General features: G+C 72.1%; 18 protein-coding genes. 10 read left to right on the forward strand and 8 right to left on the reverse strand.

Annotated features, from left to right (window positions below):
- From FXF51_RS57730 to FXF51_RS57740, 3 genes are read right to left on the reverse strand one after another with little or no spacing between them, the layout of a single operon-like run.
- Complete coding sequence (locus FXF51_RS57730; RefSeq protein WP_148443383.1) at positions 1-1,038, reverse strand: sulfotransferase family protein; 1,038 nt, start codon at positions 1,036-1,038, stop codon at positions 1-3.
- A gap of 21 nt (positions 1,039-1,059) precedes the next feature.
- A complete protein-coding gene (locus FXF51_RS57735; RefSeq protein ID WP_262380587.1) occupies positions 1,060-1,944 on the reverse strand; it encodes a CDP-alcohol phosphatidyltransferase family protein in 885 nt (294 codons plus the stop codon).
- Between the two features lie 48 nt (positions 1,945-1,992).
- Entirely contained in the window at positions 1,993-3,435 is a 1,443-nt protein-coding gene (locus FXF51_RS57740) for a glycosyltransferase family 2 protein (RefSeq protein WP_148443384.1), read from the reverse strand.
- A 157-nt stretch (positions 3,436-3,592) separates the two neighbouring features.
- On the opposite strand from FXF51_RS57740, the gene FXF51_RS57745 reads away from it, so the two are divergent.
- The gene (locus tag FXF51_RS57745; RefSeq protein WP_148443385.1) at positions 3,593-4,084 is read left to right on the forward strand and encodes a GNAT family N-acetyltransferase; all 492 of its coding nucleotides are present in this window, start codon (positions 3,593-3,595) and stop codon (positions 4,082-4,084) included.
- The gene (gene pseI, locus FXF51_RS57750) at positions 4,081-5,124 is read left to right on the forward strand and encodes a pseudaminic acid synthase (RefSeq protein WP_148443386.1); all 1,044 of its coding nucleotides are present in this window, start codon (positions 4,081-4,083) and stop codon (positions 5,122-5,124) included. Before FXF51_RS57745 ends, pseI begins: the two co-directional genes overlap by 4 nt.
- Here pseI and FXF51_RS57755 read toward each other — a convergent pair whose 3' ends face one another.
- Together FXF51_RS57755 and FXF51_RS57760 are read right to left on the reverse strand one after the other, a co-directional pair.
- Positions 5,125-6,102, reverse strand: coding sequence for a PseG/SpsG family protein (locus FXF51_RS57755; protein WP_222871960.1), 978 nt, complete (start codon positions 6,100-6,102; stop codon positions 5,125-5,127).
- Entirely contained in the window at positions 6,099-6,827 is a 729-nt protein-coding gene (locus tag FXF51_RS57760; RefSeq protein ID WP_148443387.1) for a cytidylyltransferase domain-containing protein, read from the reverse strand. The genes FXF51_RS57755 and FXF51_RS57760 overlap by 4 nt, the downstream gene beginning before the upstream one ends.
- A gap of 103 nt (positions 6,828-6,930) precedes the next feature.
- Between FXF51_RS57760 and pseB the strand changes: the two genes are divergently transcribed.
- Together pseB and FXF51_RS57770 are read left to right on the forward strand one after the other, a co-directional pair.
- The gene (gene pseB, locus FXF51_RS57765; RefSeq protein WP_148443388.1) at positions 6,931-7,908 is read left to right on the forward strand and encodes a UDP-N-acetylglucosamine 4,6-dehydratase (inverting); all 978 of its coding nucleotides are present in this window, start codon (positions 6,931-6,933) and stop codon (positions 7,906-7,908) included.
- Entirely contained in the window at positions 7,908-9,032 is a 1,125-nt protein-coding gene (locus tag FXF51_RS57770) for a DegT/DnrJ/EryC1/StrS family aminotransferase (protein WP_148443389.1), read from the forward strand. Before pseB ends, FXF51_RS57770 begins: the two co-directional genes overlap by 1 nt.
- On the opposite strand, the gene FXF51_RS57775 is transcribed toward FXF51_RS57770, so the two are convergent.
- The 3 genes from FXF51_RS57775 to FXF51_RS57785 are packed head-to-tail and all read right to left on the reverse strand — an operon-like array spanning position 9,033 to position 13,546.
- The gene (locus tag FXF51_RS57775; protein ID WP_187415160.1) at positions 9,033-10,919 is read right to left on the reverse strand and encodes a glycosyltransferase family 2 protein; all 1,887 of its coding nucleotides are present in this window, start codon (positions 10,917-10,919) and stop codon (positions 9,033-9,035) included.
- Between the two features lie 33 nt (positions 10,920-10,952).
- A complete protein-coding gene (locus tag FXF51_RS57780) occupies positions 10,953-12,713 on the reverse strand; it encodes a hypothetical protein (RefSeq protein WP_187415161.1) in 1,761 nt (586 codons plus the stop codon).
- Positions 12,710-13,546, reverse strand: coding sequence for a hypothetical protein (locus FXF51_RS57785; protein ID WP_262380589.1), 837 nt, complete (start codon positions 13,544-13,546; stop codon positions 12,710-12,712). The genes FXF51_RS57780 and FXF51_RS57785 overlap by 4 nt, the downstream gene beginning before the upstream one ends.
- Positions 13,547-13,707: 161 nt before the next feature.
- Between FXF51_RS57785 and FXF51_RS57790 the strand changes: the two genes are divergently transcribed.
- From FXF51_RS57790 to FXF51_RS57815, 6 genes are all read left to right on the forward strand, one after another.
- A complete protein-coding gene (locus tag FXF51_RS57790) occupies positions 13,708-13,956 on the forward strand; it encodes an acyl carrier protein (RefSeq protein ID WP_148443392.1) in 249 nt (82 codons plus the stop codon).
- Positions 13,931-14,950, forward strand: a complete 1,020-nt coding sequence (locus FXF51_RS62310) for an SDR family NAD(P)-dependent oxidoreductase (RefSeq protein ID WP_148443393.1) — start codon at positions 13,931-13,933, stop codon at positions 14,948-14,950. The genes FXF51_RS57790 and FXF51_RS62310 overlap by 26 nt, the downstream gene beginning before the upstream one ends.
- Positions 14,950-16,257: an AMP-binding protein gene (locus FXF51_RS57800; protein ID WP_148443394.1), complete on the forward strand. Its 1,308-nt coding sequence runs from the start codon at positions 14,950-14,952 to the stop codon at positions 16,255-16,257. The genes FXF51_RS62310 and FXF51_RS57800 overlap by 1 nt, the downstream gene beginning before the upstream one ends.
- The gene (locus FXF51_RS57805) at positions 16,254-17,291 is read left to right on the forward strand and encodes an acyl-protein synthetase (protein WP_262380590.1); all 1,038 of its coding nucleotides are present in this window, start codon (positions 16,254-16,256) and stop codon (positions 17,289-17,291) included. Before FXF51_RS57800 ends, FXF51_RS57805 begins: the two co-directional genes overlap by 4 nt.
- Entirely contained in the window at positions 17,291-18,745 is a 1,455-nt protein-coding gene (locus FXF51_RS57810) for an acyl-CoA reductase (protein WP_148443395.1), read from the forward strand. Before FXF51_RS57805 ends, FXF51_RS57810 begins: the two co-directional genes overlap by 1 nt.
- Before the next feature lie 467 nt (positions 18,746-19,212).
- Positions 19,213-20,169: hypothetical protein (locus tag FXF51_RS57815; RefSeq protein WP_222871963.1), on the forward strand; the 957-nt coding region annotated here is incomplete at its 3' end.

Raw genomic sequence — 20,169 nt, forward strand, 5'->3', positions numbered from 1 at the left:
TCAGACGGGCTCCGTAAGCTCCTTGCGCTGCTGCGGGACACCGGCCAGCGACCGCTGGCGGGTGGTGAGCAGCGCGGCGACCGGGCTGGGCTCGCGCAGCCGGTTGAACCGGTCCCGCACGCCCTTGCGCATCCGCGACGCCTTGCGCTTCTGCATCGTCTTCTGGCAGGCCACGACGTGCTCCTTGGCCGGCTTGGGCACGCCGGTCAACTCGTAGCCCATGGACTCCAGCCGGTCACCCAGCATGTGCTCGCACAGCGCGATCTCCCAGTCGTCGAGCCGGGTCGCCCAGCTCCCGACGCGGCTGCGGGTGACCTCGCGGTGCGTGTTGCTGTGCCAGACCTTGTGCTGCGGCACGGCCACGCTGGCCGCCTCGCGCGGCGAGATCATGGACGGAGAGAAGTCCTCGTCCAGGAAGTGGCAGAGCTTCTTCAGCTCGGTCATCGGGTCGTCGGTGAGGTCCTCGTAGCGCAGCTCGTAGTAGGTGTCGGAGGGCAGCGTGCGCTTCAGCCTGCCGCCCGCGTCGATGGCCTCGGCCCAGGTGGAGACGGCGTGGAAGGAGTCGAGGGTGTACCAGGGCATCTCCTTCAGTGAGGCCACGCAGTCGCGGCCGTCCCTGATGAGGTGAATGAACTGGGCGTCGGGGAAGAGCCGCAGCAGCAGGTCGACCTGCTTGACGTAGCTGGGCCGCTTGTCGCCCCAGCGGGCCTTGTCGAAGCGGTCGGCGTACATGCGGAAGGCGGTGCCGATCACCGAGCCGAGCGAGCCGGGGCCCTCGACGGCCTGCCGGACGAACTCGTTCTTGTCGATCTTGAGCTCGCGGAACTTGGTGCTGCGGTCGGTGGCGATCCACTCCGCCAGGGCGCGGCGCCGCTGGGCGACCCGGAGGTCGCCCCACGTGCGGCGGCGGTAATAAGCGGGAACGAGGAAGCGCGTCTCCGGAGGCACCGCCATGCGGGGGTGCGAGTGGAGCATGAGCTGGAGCATCGTGGTGCCGGACCGCGGACATCCGATGACGAAGACTGGTCGGTCGGACATGTCGTACTAACCCCCGAAAATCTAGACGAGAACGTGCTCTCGGCTCTCCTGAGGCGAGCCCGCGCCGTGCCTGCGCGTGAAGAGCCACATCCGGTAGACAAGGAAGACCTCGTTGGCGAGCAGCAGGAGCCCCGACAACACGGCGAGCGGGATCAGCGCCCATGCCCCCGCAAGGGGCGCGATCACGAACACCGCCGCGTGGAACTCGATGCCGCTCACCAAGTGCGAACGGACGCGGTGGCGAGCCAGGTACCTGTTGAGCCGCCTGAAGAACCGGAAGAAGCCGCGCGCCCGGGGTGACCGGCCCACCCGCTCGGACTCCTGCGCGGGAAGGGGATCCGCTCCCATGAAGGTGTCCGGCTCCGTGAGGGCGTCCGGCTCTGTGAGTGCGTCCGGCTCCGTGAGGGTGTCCGGGCCCTGCCGCTCCTCCCTGACGGCCTCGCGAACCCGCTTCATCTGCGGCGCGTTGACGTACCTGAACAGGTCCAGGACCGCGACCGCCGCGCCGAGCACCACGTAGCTCACGTCGCCCGTCAGCGCGTACTGCCCGTAGGCGAGGCCTCCCGCACACAGGACCACCCTGATCCGGTCGCCCACGTAGTCGAGCCAGAGACCGAACGGCGTCCCCGTGCCCTTGAGACGGGCGATTTTGCCGTCCACGCAGTCGATCATGAAGCTCAGATAGAAGAAGCCTGCGCCCGCCATGAGCTGGTTCATTGCGAAACAGGCGGCCGACACCGTGCCGAGGACCAGCGAGAACACCGTGAGTCCGTTGGGTGTCATCCGGGTGCGATTGGCGACGGGAAGTGCGACCCGGCAGGCGACCGGGTCCACGAAATACACGGTCCACCAGGAGTCTCTCCGCTTGCGTGTCTCGTAGACGTCATCCAGCGAATAGGTCCTCATGCCTCCCAGCATGACCACGCGACGCGCCGGAACGATTACTGTCTGGAACTACTGGGGGATGTCCATGCCGCTTCTTGACCAACCCGGCACGGAGAACCGCCACACCGGTCCTGTCTCGCCGTCGCGGCACCACGTCTTCAGGACGAGCCCGCGCATTTCGGCCCGCACCTGGAGCCGCCATGGGCCGCCGCCCTCCAGACGCCGCGGGTCGACGGTCGCCACGACGCCGTAACGCCCGCGCCGCCGCACCTCCAGCGGGACCCGGCGATGGCCGTCACCGAGCCACAGACCGACCTTGGGGATCTTGCGATCGACACGGTGAACGCCCACGTACGCGTGCAGACGGTACTCGGCGCCGGTCCACTCGCAGGACTCCACCCTGGCGATCAGCTTCAGCTCCTCGCGGGCGTCGAACACCTCGTCGGGGATGCGCAGGCGGCGGTCGCGGAAGAAGGGGTAGTCGCCGTACCAGTTCGTGGCGCGCAGGCCGCGCGGGCGCACGCGGGTGACGTCCTCGCGCCCGCGCCGGAACTCCCGCACCGTACGCAGCTCCGCGACCAGGCCGCGCCTGAGCAGGTGCAGCTCCAGCCGGCGCAGCGACGGCGCCGAGCCAAGCACGTGCGGCCCCAGCTCGGCCAGCCAGGCGCGCCCCAGCTCCAGCAGCGCCCCCGCGTCGCCCTCGCAGTGCTCCAGCGCCTGGAACAGGAAGACGGTGTCCTTCTCCAGCACCAGCGCGTCGAAGCCGTCGAGCAACTCCGGCGCGCGGTCGTCGAGGAAGGCGCGCACCGCGCGGATGGCCGCCAGCCGCTCGCTCAGGTTGGGCAGCTCGGAACGGCGCTGCGTGATCGAGGTCTCCCCCTCCTCGCGCTTACGCCAGTGGTAGACGACCTCGCCCACCATGTCCACGCTGGTCGCCAGCACGTGGGCCTGCATGGCGACCGGCACGTCCTCGTAGATGCCCGAGGGGAAGGCCAGGCCCGCGCGTTCCCAGAAGTCGCGGCGGTAGACCTTGTTCCACACGGTGCGGTCCCTGACCAGCACCTGCTTGTCGGTGATGTGCGTGCACAACTGCGGGCGTCTGAACACCTTCTCGTGCAGCACGGACTCCTCCAGCTCGCCGTCCACCAGCCGCCGCACCGCGCCGCACGCCAGGTCGGAGCCGGTCTCGGCGAGCCTTCCGACGAGCGTCTCGTACGCCTCGGGCGGCACCACGTCGTCGCCGTCCGCGAAGGCCAGATACGTCCCCCGCGCGCGCCTGATCCCCTGGTTGCGCGCCGGCCCCGGCCCCAGGTTGCGCTGGCCGATCAGCACGAAACGCTCGTCGCCGGCCGCGAAATCCTCCGCGACGCGCCGGCTGCCGTCCACGGAGCCGTCGTCCACCAGCACGACCTCGATGTCCTCCAGAGTCTGCGCGGCCAGCGACTTCAGGCACTCGGCGAGGTACGGCTCCACGTTGTAGATCGGAACGATGATGCTGAGCAGGGGGATCATGCCGGATTCGCTCCTTGGCTAGGTACCGGGTCGAGGGCAGCATGCCTTGGCGGGCGGCCGGATTCCGTGCCCGATGACTGTCCCTGATGAGCTCTTTACCGGACGCGTAATCCGCTACGTTGTGCAAGAGATCAAGCACAAAGCGTAAGGGGGCAGCGTGCTGAGGGACGTCCAAGGCGATGATCTGGCGGACATGCGGCGCTGGCGCAACCACCCGCGCGTGCGCGCCGCCAGCTTCACCACGCACGAGATCTCGGAGGACGAGCATCTGCGCTGGTGGGCGGCCGTCCGTGCCGACCCCAGCAGGCGCGTGCTGATCTACGACCACCACGGCGTCGCCACGGGAGTGGTGACCTACTCCGACCTGACCCCGCAGAGCGCGACCTGGGGTTACTACCTCGACCTCTACACGCTGGAACGGGAGGGCAGCCTGCTGCGCGCCTGGATCGGGCTGGAGCGGGCGGCCGTCGGGCACGCCTTCGGCCCGCTCGGGCTGAGCATGCTGCGCGGCGAGGTCCTCGACGGCAACGAGCCGGTCATGCGGTTGCACAGGCGGTTCGGGTTCGTCGAGGTGAGCAGGCGCCCGCAGGTCGTGGACGGGGTGACGCGCGACGCCGTGACCTTCGAGATCAGGAAGGAAGGCCGATGATCTCCATCGGAGGACGGGCGATCGGGCCGGGGCATCCGCCGTTCGTCGTGGCCGAGCTGTCCGGAAACCACAACGGGAGCCTGGAGCGGGCGCTGGCGATCGTGGACGCGGTGGCCGAGACGGGGGCGCACGCGCTCAAGCTGCAGACGTACACGCCCGACACGCTGACCATCGACTGCGACGCGCTGCCGTTCCGGGTGGGCGACGAGCACGAGCTGTGGGGCGGGGAGAGCCTCTACCAGCTCTTCGAACGGGCCCACACGCCGTGGGCGTGGCACGAGCCGATCTTCGAGCGGGCCAGGGAGCGGGGGCTGATCCCGTTCTCCGCGCCGTTCGACGCGACGGCGGTGGAGCTGCTGGAGAAGCTGGACGCGCCGGCGTACAAGATCGCCTCTTCGGAGATCGTGGACCTGCCGCTGATCCGGCTGGCCGCCGGCACGGGCAAGCCACTGATCATCTCCACCGGGATGGCCTCCATCGCCGAGATCGGGGCCGCGGTGTCGGCGGCCCGCGAGGCGGGGTGCGCGCAACTCGCCGTGCTGTCGTGCACGGCCAGCTATCCCGCCTCGCCCGCCGAGAGCAACCTGCGCGCACTGCCGCTGCTGGCGGCGATCACGGGCGAGGTGGTGGGGCTGTCCGACCACACGCCGGGCATCGGCGCGGCGCTGGCGGCGGTGGCACTGGGGGCCTGCGTGATCGAGAAGCACGTCACGCTCTCGCGGGCCGGCGGCGGCGTGGACTCGGCCTTCTCCCTGGAGCCCGCCGAGCTGGCGACGCTGGTCGTGGAGAGCGCGCGGGCCTGGGAGTCGCTGGGCGAGCCGGTGATCGGGCCGCGGCCCTCCGAGCGGGAGGGGCTGCGCTTCCGCCGCTCCCTGTACGTGGTGCGCGACGTCAGCGCGGGCGAGCCGGTGACTCCCGAGAACGTGCGCTCGATCCGGCCTGCGGGAGGGCTGCCCCCTGACGCGGCGGCGGTGGTCATGGGGCGGCGCTTCGCCCGCGACGTGCCCTTCGGCACGCCGCTGACCTGGGACCTGATCTAGCTAGCAGATGTCCAGCAGGGCGTCGGCGACGCGTTCCCGGCCCCTGCCGTCCACCAGGCCGCTCCCCCGCCGCCCGTGCTCCTCGCGGGCGGCGGGGTCGGCGAGCAGGCGGGCCAGCACGCCGGTGCCCGCCTCGTCCGCCGCGCATCCCAGCCCCGCCGCGGCCCCCAGGGTCACCAGCTCCTCGTACCCGATGCGCTGGTTGTCCGCCACCCAGGTCAGCGCCGTGGGGACGCCGAGGTAGAGCAGCTCCCAGATCGCCGACCCGGCCGCCGTCACCACCAGGTCGGCCCCGGCCATCAGCTCCGGCAGCCGATCCGTCGGCGGAATGACGGTGATGGGCCCGCCCGCCTCGAACGGCGCCGGGCTGACGACCGTGCCGCGAAAGGGTCGCCCTGTGGCGGTGAGCGCCCGCGCCCACGCCGGGGCGACGCCGCCGCTGTCGGTGCCGCCGAAGAAGCACAGCACCTCGGGAACCTCGCCGCCGGCGGGCGCCCGGGTGTGCCGCCGCACGCTGTCGCGCAGCAGCGCGTACCTGGCTCCGGCCAGCCTTGTGGCGGGCAGCGGGAAGGGCCGCCGCTCGGCGCCGAGGTTCTGGTCGAGGTAGAGGTCAGCCTCCTGCCCCAGCGGGTCGCCGTCGACCAGGGCCAGCACCGCGAACCGGGCGTCCCGCAGCACCGCGCCGGTCTCGGCGGGCAGGTCGTAGGAGTCGAGCACCACCGCGTCCAGGCGCAGCTCGCAGGCCAGCGCGGCCAGCCTGGCGGGCTCGGGCGGCGCGGGCACCAGCGGGAAGCCGCGCTCGCGAAGCTGCGCGCGCGCCCACTCCGAGCCGCACACCTCGCCGAGGAAGACCACCCCGACGTCGCGCGCGGCCAGTTCCTCGGCCAGCGCCACGCAGCGCACCAGATGGCCCGCCCCGCTCTTCACCCCGGCATCGCAGCGGAAGCCCACCCGCGCGGGGTGCGCCGTCCCGATCACGCGTCCTGCAAGGCCTTCTGCCGGACGTGCGCGTTGAGCCCGCACACCTCGGGCCGCTCGCGCAGCCAGCCCACCAGGGTCCGCACCGGTACGCACCGATCGCCCAGCTCGGCCACCACGGCCGAGATCAGCCGCCAGTCGTCCTCGGTGTCGAGCGTGACCCGCAGGTCGTCGGCGGCCGGCCGGTAGGCCAGCCCGAGCAGCCGCGCGTCGCCCGGCTGCTCGTAGAGGTAGGACGTGACGTGGGTGCGGTGGTAGCCGGCGGCCTCGGCGTCGGCGCGCTCGAACGCGGCCCGCCCGGCCAGCTCCACGTCGATGCCGCGCGGCAGCGTGCGGGCCAGGCTCGTGCTCAGGTAGTCGAGCCCGGGCACGGCACGGAAGACCAGCGCCGCCTCCCTGATCACCTCAGGGTCCAGCAGCGGGCAGTCGGCGGTGAACCGCATGACGGCATCCCATCGCCGCCCCGCCAGCACCTGCGCGAACCGGGTCAGCACGTCGTCGACCGGCCCCCGGTGGCAGGCGACGCCCAGCCGGTGGCATTCGGCGACGACCGCGTCGTCGGCCGGTTCGGTGGTGGTGGCCACGACGAGGTCGTCCAGCGCTCCCGCTTCGCGCGCGGCGCGGACCACCCAGCCCAGTACAGACCGGTCACCCAGCTCTCGTAGCACCTTTCCGGGTAGACGTGTTGAGCCCATTCGGGCCTGAACAATCCCGACAATACGCACCGAAGCCCCATTCCCCCGTGTGACCGCGCGTGATTAGCCGATCGCGCTATGCTACCGCCTGCCACGACGACTACAGCGCCTTAGCGCGATTTCAGGGGGCCACGTGAGCATTCTCAGTGGATCGTCGATTCTGATCACCGGAGGAACGGGGTCCTTCGGCAAGGCTTTCATCCGCCACGCGCTCGACGCACTCGCCGTCCGGCGCCTGGTCATCTTCTCCCGCGACGAGCTCAAGCAGTACGAGACCAGGCAGCTCTTCGGCGACGACGAGCGGCTGCGCTGGTTCATCGGCGACATCCGCGACCGCGACCGGCTCACCCGCGCCATGCACGGCATCGACTACGTCGTCCACGCGGCGGCGCTCAAGCAGGTCGACACCGCCGAGTACAACCCGTTCGAGTACGTCCGCACCAACGTGGCCGGCTCGCAGAACGTCGTGGAGGCCGCGATCGACTGCGGCGTGCGCAAGGTGGTCGCGCTCTCCACCGACAAGGCGTCCAGCCCGATCAACCTCTACGGGGCCACGAAGCTGGTCGCCGACAAGCTCTTCGTCTCCGCCAACCACTACGCCGCCGCCCACGAGACCCGCTTCTCCGTGGTCCGCTACGGCAACGTCGTCGGCAGCAGGGGCTCGGTCATCCCGCTGTTCCAGCGCCTCGCGCGGCAGGGCAGCAGCCTGCCCATCACCGACAAGCGCATGACCAGGTTCTGGATCACGCTGGAGCAGGCGGTCCGGTTCGTCGTCGACTCCTTCGACCTCATGCAGGGCGGCGAGCTGTACGTGCCGCGCATCCCCAGCATGCGCATCACCGACCTGGCCGAGGCGCTGGCCCCCAGCAGCTCGATCTACGAGATCGGGGTGCGGCCCGGCGAGAAGCTGCACGAGGAGATGATCGGCCCCGACGACGGCCGCAGGACACTGCGCCTGGAAGACCGCTTCGTCGTCCAGCCCACGATCGCGACCTGGGGTTACAAGCCGCCGCGCACGGGTGAGCTGCTGCCCGAGGGCTTCTCCTACCGCTCCGACACCAACGAGCAGTGGCTGTCGGTCGACGACCTGCGTGACATGGTGGCCGGCTGATGCTGCCCTACGGCCGCCAGTCGATCGCGGAGTCCGACGTCGAGGCGGTCGCCGAGGTGCTGCGCGGCGACTGGCTGACGACCGGGCCCGCGGTCGGCCTGTTCGAGGCGGAGCTGGCCCGCTGGACGGGCGGCGTGCCCTGCGTGTCGGTCACGTCGGGCACCGCGGCGCTGCACGTCGCCTACGTGGCGGCCGGGGTCGGAGCGGGCGACGAGGTGATCACCTCGCCGCTGACGTTCGTGGCCACGGCCGCCGCGGCCGCGCTCCTGGGCGCCCAGGTGCGCTTCGCCGACGTGCAGCCCGACACCGGCAACCTCGACCCCGACGCCGCCGCCGCGCTGATCACCCCCCGGACTCGGGCGGTCACGGCGGTCGACTACGCCGGCCATCCCGCCGACTACGACGAGCTGCGCGAGGTCGCCGGCCGGGCCGGGGCGGTGCTGGTGGCCGACGCCGCGCACTCCATCGGGTCGGCCTACAAGGACCGGCCGGTGGGCTCGCTGGCCGACCTGACCACGTTCTCCTTCTTCCCCACCAAGACCGTGACGACGGCCGAGGGCGGCGCCGTGGCGGCGGCCGACCCCGCCCGGCTGCGGCGGGCCGCCCGGTTCAGGAACCACGGCCTGGTCAGGGAGCCCGCCGAGCAGCGCCTGCCCGGCGAGGGCGGCTGGCACCAGGAGGTGCACGAGTTCGGGCTCAACTACCGGCTGCCCGACGTGCTGTGCGCGCTCGGCGTCAGCCAGCTCCGCCGCCTGGAGCGCTTCCGCGAACGGCGGGCCGAGCTGGTCGAGCGCTACCACGTCATGCTGCGCGACGTGCCCGGCCTGACGCTGCCCGCCCAGCGCGCGTACGTGCGGCCGAGCTGGCACCTCTACCCCGTCAGGGTCGGCGACGGGCGGCGGCGCGAGGTCTACGACCGCATGCGGGCCGCCGGGATCGGCGTGCAGGTCAACTACGTGCCCGCGTACTGGCACCCGGTGTTCGAGGACCTCGGCTACCGGCGCGGCCTGTGCCCCCAGGCGGAGGCGTACTACGCGCAGGAGCTGTCGCTGCCGCTGTTCCCCGGCCTCACGGACGGGCAGCAGGAGCACGTGGTGGAGACGCTGGCGGGCATCCTCACGTAGTCACCGTTCTGCCAGGAGCAGGCAGCCGTCCTCGCCGCGGTCGATGAGGAAGCGCCGCTCGTCCACCGTCGCCACCGCCCGCTGCCTGGTCCTGACGAGCGGCCGGATGGCGGTGCCCTGGTCGATCACCACCTCCCACCACGACTCGTGCCCCACGCGCTCGTCGATGTCGGCCAGCGGCACCCGCGCGTGGAAGTCCTGCCCGGCCAGCGCCACCGGGAAGTACATCTCCTCGCCGTCGCTCCTGCGCTGCAGCCGCAGCACCGGCTCGCCGTCGCCGACGTCGCTCATCTCCCCGGAGAACAGCAGCTCGCCGCCGTCCACGCGATAGTCGCCGATCACGGCGTCGGCGGTGCGCAGCCGTACGCCCCAGGCGCCCTTCGCGTTGCGCGCGGGCACCAGCCACACCCCGCTCCTGCGCCGCGGCACCGGCATCAGCGGCGGCAGCCAGCGCGGCCCCGCCACCCGGCCGTCGAGCCGCAAGCCGTGCCCTCTAAGCTGCACCTTCAGGTCCCAGTGCCCGTGCCGGGCGAGCTGCGCCCGCGACAGCGAGCCCGGGTCGAACGCGAAGCGGAACGGGAACGCGTGCTCCGGCAGCCGCCCTCCGTCCTCCTGCTCGACGCTCTCCCAGACGGGCAGGCTCTCCTCGTCAGAAAGCGGCACGACGTCGCCGGTGACCCGCTCCTGCATGTACGTCCGCACGCGCACCCTGCGCAGCTCGGCCACGTCGAACCGGCCCACGGCCACCCGGCCCGAGCCGTGCAGCACGCCGTCCTTCCAGTCGAGGCCGACCAGCCTGGTCTGCAGCGCCAGCTCACCGGACACCTCCGACAGGTGGCCGGGCATCGACGGGTGGCGGCCGTACCAGCGCTTACGCAGCAGCCCTGCCGAGCCGATCCTGGGCCGCAGCCGCCCGTCGCCCGCCTGGGCGTGCACGCCCGCCAGCTCGTCGAGGCGGCGCTCGTGCAGCAGGTGGACCAGGAGCCGCTGCTCGAACGGCAGGCTCTGCCAGGCCTCGCGGGACACGCCGTCGAGGTAGCGGACGGCCAGGTCCACCAGGCCCGGGTCGGCCGAGCCGCCCAGCGCGGCCAGCGCCTCCACGGCGACGGCCATGTCGATGTCCAGCGTGTCGCGGTCGAAGTCGGGCTTGAGCTTCGGCGCGCCGCCGGCCAGCAGGTCGGCGGTCTGCAGCACGGACAGCAGGCGGTCGCGCAGGTTGCCGGGCTCCAGGCGGCGCTGGGTGATCGAGGCGTCCGGCTCGTCGCGGTGTCGCCAGTGGTAGACCACCTTGGCCAGCACGTCCACGGCGCGGGCGCCGATGTGCGCGGCCATGGCCACGGGCTGGTCCTCGTACATGCGCTCGGGGAAGCTCAGGCCCAGGCGGTCCCAGAAGGAGCGGCGGTAGACCTTGTTCCACAACATGCGGTCGCGGATCAGCAGCGGGTGGCGGGTGATGTGGGTGCGCTTGGCGGGCCTGGCGAACGCCTCGCGGTGCGCCCACGAAGGGACGAGCAGGTTGCGGTAGAGGCGCATGACGTTGCCGCAGGCCAGGTCCGATCCGGTGTCCTCCAGGGAGGAGACCAGGCGGTTGAACGCGTCACGCGGGACGACGTCGTCGCCGTCCACGAAGGCCAGGTAGACGCCACCCGCATGGCGCACGCCGACGTTGCGGGCGTGACCCACCCCGCGGTTCTCCTGCCTGATGAGGGTGATCCGCGGGTCCTGCGCCAGCATCGACTCGACGACGGCCGGGCCGTCGTCGGCGCTGCCGTCGTCCACGCAGATCACCTCCAGCTCTTCCAGCGTCTGCGCCGCGATGGAGTCAAGGCAGGGCCCGATGTACTTCTCGACGTTGTGGAACGGGACGATCACCGAAAGAACCGGCACATGCACTCCTCATCGTTTCCTCAGCTCGTTACCTCAGCCGGACAGCAGGCGGATGACACGGCGGGCGACCTTGCGGGGGCGGGCCAGACGGCGGGAGAGTCGATAGCCGAGCGTCCTGCGGTAGGCGGTGGCCTTGCGCTGGGTCCTGCGCAGCTTGGCCTTGGCCCGCACCAGCTCGCGCTCGCGGTAGGAGAGCTTGGTCTCCAGGCGGGAGATCCTGGCCAGCGCGGCGGTGAGCTGGTCGGCCAGACGGTCGCGGGCGGCCAGCAGGTCGCGGTACGTCGGCGCGTGCTCGGTCAGCTCGGCGGGCTGGCCCAGCTCGGCGTCCAGCTTGCGGGCCCGGTCGAGGTCGCCGGGGTCGCACGGCCGGCCTGCCATGCCGCACAGGGTAAGCGTGAGCTGGTCGGCCTCCAGCGGCCACGGCCACGGATGGTGGTGTCCCGCCGCCAGCAGCCTGACCGCGAACCGCCACAGGATCCTGCACAGCACGACCTGCGGCCCCGGCGGGACGGCCAGGCCCACCGGTGGGTTCACCGCGGCGAACCGCTCGCCGTCGTAGACCAGGCTGTCGGTCGCCGCCGACACGTCGCCGCCCGCGTCCAGCCAGCCGGCCAGGCCGGAGAGCAGCTCGCGCACGGTCGCGACGTCCTCGCGGGCGCACGCCTCGACGAGGATCTCCTCGACCACCCTGCCCGCCGGGATCGGCCGCTCCTGGCCGCCGGGCAGGCGCCTGGTGCCGCCGGCGGTGAGCTCGTACAGGGCCGGGCCCTCCTCTATGAGGCCCAGCGGCAGCTCCACCGCCCGCGGCCGGTCGTCCGGGTGGGGTGGCTCGGTCGCCACGCCCGGGTGAGGCGGCTCGGTCGCCACGCCCGGGTGAGGCGGCTCGGTCGCCACGCCCGGGTGGGGCGGCTCGGTCGCCACGCCCGGGTGGGGCGGCTCGGTCGCCACGCCCGGGTGGGGCGGCTTGGTCGCCACGGCCAGCCACAGCGGGGCCAGCTCCTCCCCCAGCCCGTGCCTGAACACCAGCCTGGTCAGCCGCAGCGGGTCGGCGACCAGCATCCGGTCGCCGACCCTGGCGCTCAGCGGGAACGTGAGCGCCTCCGGCAGGTCGAACGCCAGCGCCTCCCTCGACAGCAGCGACCGCGGCGCGCGCCGGTCCGGGTAGGCCGCGTAGCAGCGCCGCAGGCTCAGCCGCGCCGACTCCAGCTCCAGGTCGAGCGCCTCGGGGCCGCTGGGGTAGCTCGGGTCGAAGCCGTGCGGCGCCCACTGGTCGTCGGCGCACTCCCTGTCGGCCGGCCTGGCCTCGATGAAGCGGTCCACGCCCAGGTCGTTGCGTACGCCGAGGACCAGCGTGCCGCCTGGCGCGACGAGGTCGGCCAGCGCGCCCAGCGACTCGCTCCAGGCCGCCGCCGGGGCCTCGGCCGAGTGGGTGCGCAGCAGCCCGTCCATCGCCAGCACCAGGTCGTACGGCTCGTCCGCGTCCAGCAGCTCCAGCCGCCCGCAGTACACCTCCAGCTCCGGATGCCGGGCTCCCAGCGCGCACGCGTCAGGGTAGGAGCGCAGCAGCACGGCGGCCGAGTGCGCCCGCGCGACCACGTCGTCCACCAGCGCCCTCGGGTGCGGCCCGACCAGCAGCACCCGCCCTTCCTCCGGAATCGTCCGCCTGATCAGCTCCAGCGCCGCGCCACGCCACTCGGTGACGCCGTCCATGGCGGACATGTCCGACCACAGCAGCATCTCCCCGCCGATCAGCCGCACGTTGCCGGGCGCCTCGTCGCTCATGGGGCCCTTCATGCGGTGCGCACCTGCTTCCATCCGAACATTCGCCGTAGCTCCTCCGGTGTCGCCTGATACTCGAATCCCAGCTCGCGCCGCGCCACCTCCGACGCCAGCCCGGGATCGACGTGCGTGCCGTGCAGCTCAGGCCAGAGCCGCTTACGGCGGGCGGTGCCGCCGTACTCGGGACGTTCGTCCTCGAACTGCATCGGATCGCCGTAGACGGCGACGTCGCAGCCGACCGAGGCGCCGTAGAACAGTGCGCTGCCGAGCCGGTTGGAGGCCACCCTTCGGTGCCGCCGCAACTCGACGAGCTGCTTGCGCAGGAAGTCGCGGCCCTTTCCCTCCCAGCGGGACCCGCGCTCGCCATGGCAGATGACCCGGAAACCTCTCGATTCATAGGAACGCCGAATGTCCGGATTTGCGTATTCAAGCCAATAAAGGCAGACCGTGACCGTCCCCGTCTCGACATTTCGGATTTCGTCGGCAAGTCGGGCATGGTCGCCGCTGACGGAATGCTTTTCCCAGCCATGAAAGGGATACCAGATCGTACCCTCGCGAACAGGCCGCACGCCCAGCTCGGGCTCAAGGGAGAGGAGGTAGACCCACGGCGCGCCGATCAGGTAGTGACCCCGGCGGCCCATCGACCAGCCCCTGCGCCGCAGCACGTCCGACCAGACGAAACGCGGGTAACCGGGGCTGCACCAGTGGTCGTTCGGGGGAAATCCGTGGAGATAGTTCCATCCGTGCTGAAGAAAACCCTGGATGCGCTTCGGCGCCTCGTCGGGGAGGCCACAGTACTTGCCGAGTATGCGGGAGTGCCCGTACCAGTGATTGGATTCGTCCATCATTCCCCCCGTACGGTTGCCGTGGTCCCATCCGACATTCCCAGCCCTCCTCGGGGGTCACTCATCGTTATACGGTTCCATTACTCAGGCCGGGGGCTTGGTTTTTCCTGGCGGGCGATTGCCGCTACACTTCGTCGTGGCTTGAGGACAGAGAGTGAGTGATCATGAGTCATCTCGATCGCCTGCGGGCCGTCTTCCGCATGGCGCTCAACCTTCCGGCCGACGCCGACGTCGACGGCCTCGAATACCGCGCCATCCCACAGTGGGACTCCCTCGCGCACATGGCGCTCATCGCGGCGATGGAGGACGAGTTCTCCATCATGATCGACACCGATGAGATGATCGACATGAGCTCGTTCGCCAAGGCGAGCGGGCTGCTGGAGAAGCATGGCATCGGCGCGGCCGCCCTCTGACGCGCCCGCCGGGGGCGTCCCAGGCCTGGCACGCGTCGTGCTGGTGACGGGCTCGACCAGGGGCATCGGGCGGGCCGTGGGCGCGACGCTGGCGGCGTGCGGGTACACGGTCGTGGTGCACGGGCGGGACGAGGAGCGGGCGGCGAAGGCGGCGGCCGAACTCGCCGCCGAAACGCCCACGTCCACCGGCCTCCGCGCCGACGCCGGAACCCGCACAACAGCCGATACGCACGCCGGTACGCACGCCGGTCCAGGCGCTGGCGCGCACGCCAGTGCCAGCGCCGACACCGGAGCTGGAGCCAGCGCCGGAGCCGGTGCCGGTGCCGGTGCCGGTGCCGGTAACAGTGCCAGTGCCGGTCACAGCGCCGCTGCTGCTGCCGGAGCCGGGCACGGGCCCGGAGCCGTGGCCGGTGTGGTGATCGACTCGGTGGGCGGCGACGTCGGGGATCCGGCGCAGGTGTCCGCCATGATGCGGCAGATCTTCCAACGGCACGGGCGCCTCGACGCGCTCGTCGTCAACGCGGGCGTGCACGAGGCGGCCCTGCTCGGCATGACCGGCCAGGCCGCCATCGACCGCCTCTTCCAGGTCAACGCCATCGGCGCCACCCACACCCTGCAAGCCGCGCTCAAGCTGCTGCGCCGGGGCACGTCCCCGGCCGTGGTGCTGATGGCCTCGATCATGGGGCGCGCCGGCGGGCCGGGCCAGGCGGTGTACTCCGCGACGAAGGCGGCGGTCATCGGGCTGACGCTGGCCGCGGCGAGGGAGCTGGGGCCGTCCGGGGTCAGGGTCAACGCCGTGGCGCCCGGCTACATCCGTACCGACATGCTCGGCCCGCTCGACGGCGACGCCCGCGCGGGCGTGGTCGCCGCGACCCCACTACGTCGGCTGGGCGAGCCCGGCGACGTGGCGGGAGTCGTGGCGTTCCTGCTGTCGCCGCAGGCCGGGTTCGTGACCGGGCAGGTGCTCGGGGTGGACGGCGGGCTGGTGCCGTGATGTTCCCGCACCCGCAGGCCCAGCTCATCCCGTCGGGCGCCGAGGAGGGCATCGGCGGCGACAAGCTGGCCCACTACGTCAAGCGCGCCGCGGAGAACCTCGACGGGCTGCGGCCCGGGCCGCTGTTCTGCGCCATGCGCAACACCCTGGCCTCCGTGTTCTGCTACCTCGGCGCGTGGCACGCCGGGCGGCCGATCGCGCTGCTCGACCCCGACCTGCCGGCCTCCACGCTGGCCGACCTGTCGGAGCGGTTCAGGCCGGCCGCGCTGCTCGGGTTCACCAACCCGCTGGAGGACCCGCCGCCGTCCCGCGCCGACGTGCCCGACCCGCATCCCGATCTGGGCCTGCTGCTGGCCACCTCGGGTTCGACGGGCAACCCCAAGCTGGTGCGTCTGTCGCGGCAGGCCGTGCTGTCCAACGCCCAGGCGATCGCCACCGCCCTGTCCATCGGGCCCGGCGAGATCGCGATCACCAGCCTGCCGCTGCACTACAGCTACGGCCTGTCGGTGCTGAACAGCCATCTCATCTCGGGCGGCACGGTGGTGCTGACGGAGGCGGGGCTGCTGGAGCGTTCGTTCTGGGCGGATCTGTACACCTACGACTGCACGTCGCTGGCCGCCGTCCCGTACCAGTACTCGATGATGCGCCGCATCCGCTTCGACCGCTCGAAGTACCCCAAGCTCACCACGCTCACCCAGGCGGGCGGGCGGCTCGCGCCTGAGCTGGCCGAGGAGTTCGCCGCGCAGGTGGAGCGGTTCTACGTGATGTACGGGCAGACGGAGGCGACGGCCCGGATGGCCGTGCTGCCGCCCGATCGGCTGGCCGACAAGCCGGGCACGGTCGGCGTCGCCCTGCCCGGCGGCTCCCTGGAGATCGACGAAGGCGAGGTCGTCTACCGCGGGCCGAACGTCATGATGGGCTACGCGGAGAACGCCGAGGACCTCGCCAGAGGCGACGACCTGGGCGGGGTGTTGCGCACGGGCGATCTCGGGGCTCTCGACCCCGAAGGCTTCCTCCAGGTCACCGGGCGGCTCAAGCGCATGGCCAAGGTCTTCGGCACCCGCGTCAACCTGGACGACGTCGAACGCATGCTGCGCGGCCTCGGCCCCGTGGCGGTCACCAGCGGCGACGACCGCGTCACGGTCTGGACCGAGGCGCTCGACCCCACCGCCCAGGTGCGCATGGCCCGGCGGCTGGGGGCCGAGCTGCGGCTGCACTGGAGCGGGTTCGACATGCGGCACATCGACCACCTGCCGCTGCTGGCGACGGGCAAGGTCGACTACCGCACGCTGGAGTCGCTCACGTGAGTGCCGCGGCGGGCGTGTTCACGCTGAGCGAGCCGGAGCGGGAGGCCGCCCTGGTGCCCGAGCTGGCTGCGCTGACGGCGCGGCACCGCGAGGCGTGCCCGCCGTACCGCAGGATCCTCGACGCCGTCGGCGCCGCACCGCCGTACGAGCGGCTCGCCGACCTGCCGTGGCTGCCCGTGCGGCTGTTCAAGACGCACGAGCTGCGCAGCGTGCCGCGGGAGCAGGTGTTCCGGGTGCTGGCCTCCAGCGGCACCACCGGGCAGCAGCCGAGCCGCGTCTACCTCGACCGCGAGGCCGCGGCGGCCCAGCCCCGCATGCTCGCCGCCACGCTCAGGGCCGTGCTGGGCGAGCGGCGGCTGCCGATGCTCGTCGTCGACACCCGCTCGGTCGTCCGCGACCCGACGCTGAGCGCCCGCGGCGCCGGGGTGCTCGGCATGATGAACTTCGGCAGGGACCACACGTTCGTCCTCGACGAACAGGGCCTGGTCGATGCGGAGGCGGTCAAGGGCTTCCTGGCGCGCCACGGCGGTGAGCGGTTCCTCGTCTTCGGGTTCACGTTCATGATCTGGCTGCACCTGCGCGGCCTCGGCGCCGACCTGTCGCAGGCGGTGCTCATCCACTCCGGCGGCTGGAAGCGGCTCACCGAGCAGGCGGTGGACAACGCCGAGTTCCGGCGTCGGCTGGCCGACGAGTGCGGGCTGAGCACCGTCCACAACTTCTACGGCATGGTCGAGCAGATCGGCACCGTCTTCCTGGAAGGGCCGGACGGCGACGGGCTCTACTGCCCCGACTTCGCCGACGTCGTCATCCGCGACCCCGAGACCTGGCAGGAGGCGCCGACCGGTGTGCCGGGGCTGATCGAGGTGGTCAGCACGCTGCCCACGTCCTATCCCGGTCACGTGCTGCTGACCGAGGACCTGGGGGTGGTGCTCGGGGTGGATGACGGGAGCTGGCCGGGCAAGCGGTTCGAGGTCCTCGGCAGGCTGCCGCGGGCGGAGGCGCGTGGTTGCAGCGACACCATGGGGCAGGGCTGATGCCGGACGACCACACCACCATCGCGCCCACTGCCTCCGCCGTCGTTGACGTGCGGTTCCCCGCCGGGGGCGCGGTGCCGGTAGAGGTGCTGATCGGCCAGGTGAGCGGTGAGCACCAGGGCGGTCGCGAGCTGCAGACGGGTGACCGGCTCGGCGGCCGTGAACAGCAGGCGGATGGCGAGCCCGGCGAGCGCGACCACCGGGCGGGCGGCGCGCTCCTCGGGCGTGAGCGCCAGGCGAGCGGCGAGCTCAGCGGGCGCGAGCACGGCGAGCTCAGCGGGCGTGAGCTGCGGGTGAGCGACGGGCTCGGCGGGCGTGAGTTGCAGGTGGGTGACGAGCGGGTCAGGGAGTTCCTGGCGGCCTTCGGGCGGCGGCTGCTGCGGCCCGCGCTGGCGCGCCGCCATCCCGAGCTGGGCTCACTAGGCTTCTTCCTGCGCCCCAGCGAGCTGGCCCGCACCGTGGAGGGGCTGGCCGGCGAGCACGTACGCGTCCCGCGCGGCCTCATCTTCCACGTCCCGCCCGCGAACGTGGACACCGTCTTCGTCTACTCCTGGGCCCTGTCCGCCCTGATGGGCAACCGCAACATCGTCCGCCTGTCACACCGCTCCGGCACCGTCGCCGAGACCATCCTGGAGACGCTGCACGAGGCGCTCGCCGACGCCGACCCCGCGATCGCCGCCACCCAGCGCGTCATCTCCTACGACCGATCGGAGGTCATCACAGCCGCGCTGTCGGCGGCCTGCGACCTGCGCGTGGTGTGGGGCGGCGACGGCGCCGTACGCGACATCCGGCGACACCCGCTCGCCCCGCACGCCCGCGACCTGACCTTCCCCGACCGTTCCTCGTTCGCGGTCGTACGGGCGGCGGCGTGGCTGTGCGCGCCCCGGGCCGCCCGGGTCACGGTCGCCGAAGGGTTCGTCAACGACACCTACTGGTTCGACCAGGCCGCCTGCTCCTCGCCCCGGACCGTGTTCTGGGTGGGGTCCGAAGGCGACTGTGACGCGGCGCGGGCCGACTTCACCGCGCACGTCGCGCGGGCGGTGACCGTGCGCGGGTGGGGGGTGGACGCGGCGATGGCCGTCGAGAAGCGGGTCTCCACGTACGGGCTGGCCGCCGACGGGCTCGCGGAGAGCGTCGAGTTCCACGGGAACGCGCTGGCCGTCGTCCACCTCTCGGCCGCCGCCGCGGCGCCCCGGCGGTGGCTGGGGGCCGGGACGTTCGCGCATGCGCGGCTGGGGGCGCTGGGCGAGCTGGTGTCCTTGGTGGAGCGGCGGGATCAGACGATGACGCACTTCGGGTTCGGGCAAGGGGAGCTGGAGGAACTGGCCAGGGGGCTGGCGGGGCGGGGTGTCGATCGGATGGTGCCGGTCGGTAGCGCGTTGAGCTTTCACCGGGTGTGGGACGGGGTGGATCTGCCGGCCGAGTTCACGCGCCTGGTGACCGTCATACGGTGACCCGGGCGGCGGCCGCCCATCGCGCGGTTGTCCGGTGGCGGGGGGTTGCTGCGCCGGGGCTTGGGCGGGGGGCCTGGGGGCCGGCGGTGGTCGTGGGTGTCGGGGTCGTGGCCGCCTTTTTGTGGTGCGGGGTATCCGGTCGGGATCTGTGTGTGTTCGCCGCGTATCTCGTGGGGGCGGTGGCGTTGCCTGGGACGCTGCTGTGGCGCGCGCTGGCGGGACGCGGACTGGCGGAAAGTCCGTCGGCGGGTCGCAGGCTGACGGGACGCGGGCTCACGGGACGCAGGCTCACGGGACGCGGGGCTGCCCGGAGTGAGGCTGCCGGGCGTGAGCTCGCCGACCGTGGGCTTGCCGACCGTGGGCTTGCCGACCGTGGGCTTGCCGACCGTGAGCTTGCCGACCGTGAGCTCGCCGACCGTGAGCTCGCCGACCGTGAGCTCGCCGGGCGAGGGCTCGCCGAGGGTGAGGTGGGCGGGCGTGGGTGGTCGCTGAGTGTGGAGGTGGCGGCCGGGCTGGCGGTCGGGTACGCGGTCGAGGTGCTCGCCTACATCCCGGCGCGGGCCGTGGGGGTGCCGCTGCTCGTGCTCGTGCCGCCTGTCGCGATCGTGGGTGCGTTCGTCTGCGTGCCGGGGCTGAGGCGGCACTGGCGCAGGCCCGTGGGCGGGGAGCGCATGCCGCCGTGGTGTGCGTGGGGGCTGGGCGGGGTTGTGGCGTTCCTGGTGGTGTGGAGCACCCTGTTCCAGTACCGGGTACCGGTCGAGGCCGGGTACGTGGACATGCCGTATCACCTGGCCCTGGTGGGTGAGGTCAAGCACCACTTCCCGCCGACCATGCCGGCGGTGCTGGGTGAGCCGCTGGTCTACCACTGGTTCGTGTACGCCGAGATGGCCGCGACGAGTTGGGTGACCGGGATCGAGCCCGTGACGCTGGTGTACCGGCTGTCCATGTTGCCGATGGCGGTGGCCATGGTGGTGCTGGTGGCGGCGCTCGGGAGGCGGCTGGGTGGGGGGTGGGGGGCCGGGGTTGCGGCGGTCGGGGGGACGTACTTCCTGTTCAGCCCGGCGCTGGTCGAGGGGGCGGTGTTCAGTTCGCGATCGATGTTCACAATCTCGACGAGTCCGACGCAGACGTTCGGGGCGTTGTTGTTCGTGGCTGTGGTGTTGCTGTTGGTCGGTGCGGGTGGGCCGGGGTGGGGCCCGTTGGGTGCTCGGGGTCGGAGGCGGCGAGCCCCGCGAGTCAGCGAGGGCTCGGCGCGGCGGGCCGCTTGGGAGGGTGGGGGCTGGGCGTGGTGGGGGGTGCTGGGTGTGTTGCTGGTGGTGCTCGCCGGCGCCAAGGCCACCTACCTGCCCCTGCTGCTGGTCGGTCTGGCGGTGGTGATCGCCGTGCGCTGGGTGGCGGAGCGGCGGGGGGCGGGGGGGTGGGGC

The organism is Nonomuraea sp. PA05 (genome assembly GCF_008086045.1).
GTDB lineage: Bacteria > Actinomycetota > Actinomycetes > Streptosporangiales > Streptosporangiaceae > Nonomuraea > Nonomuraea monospora.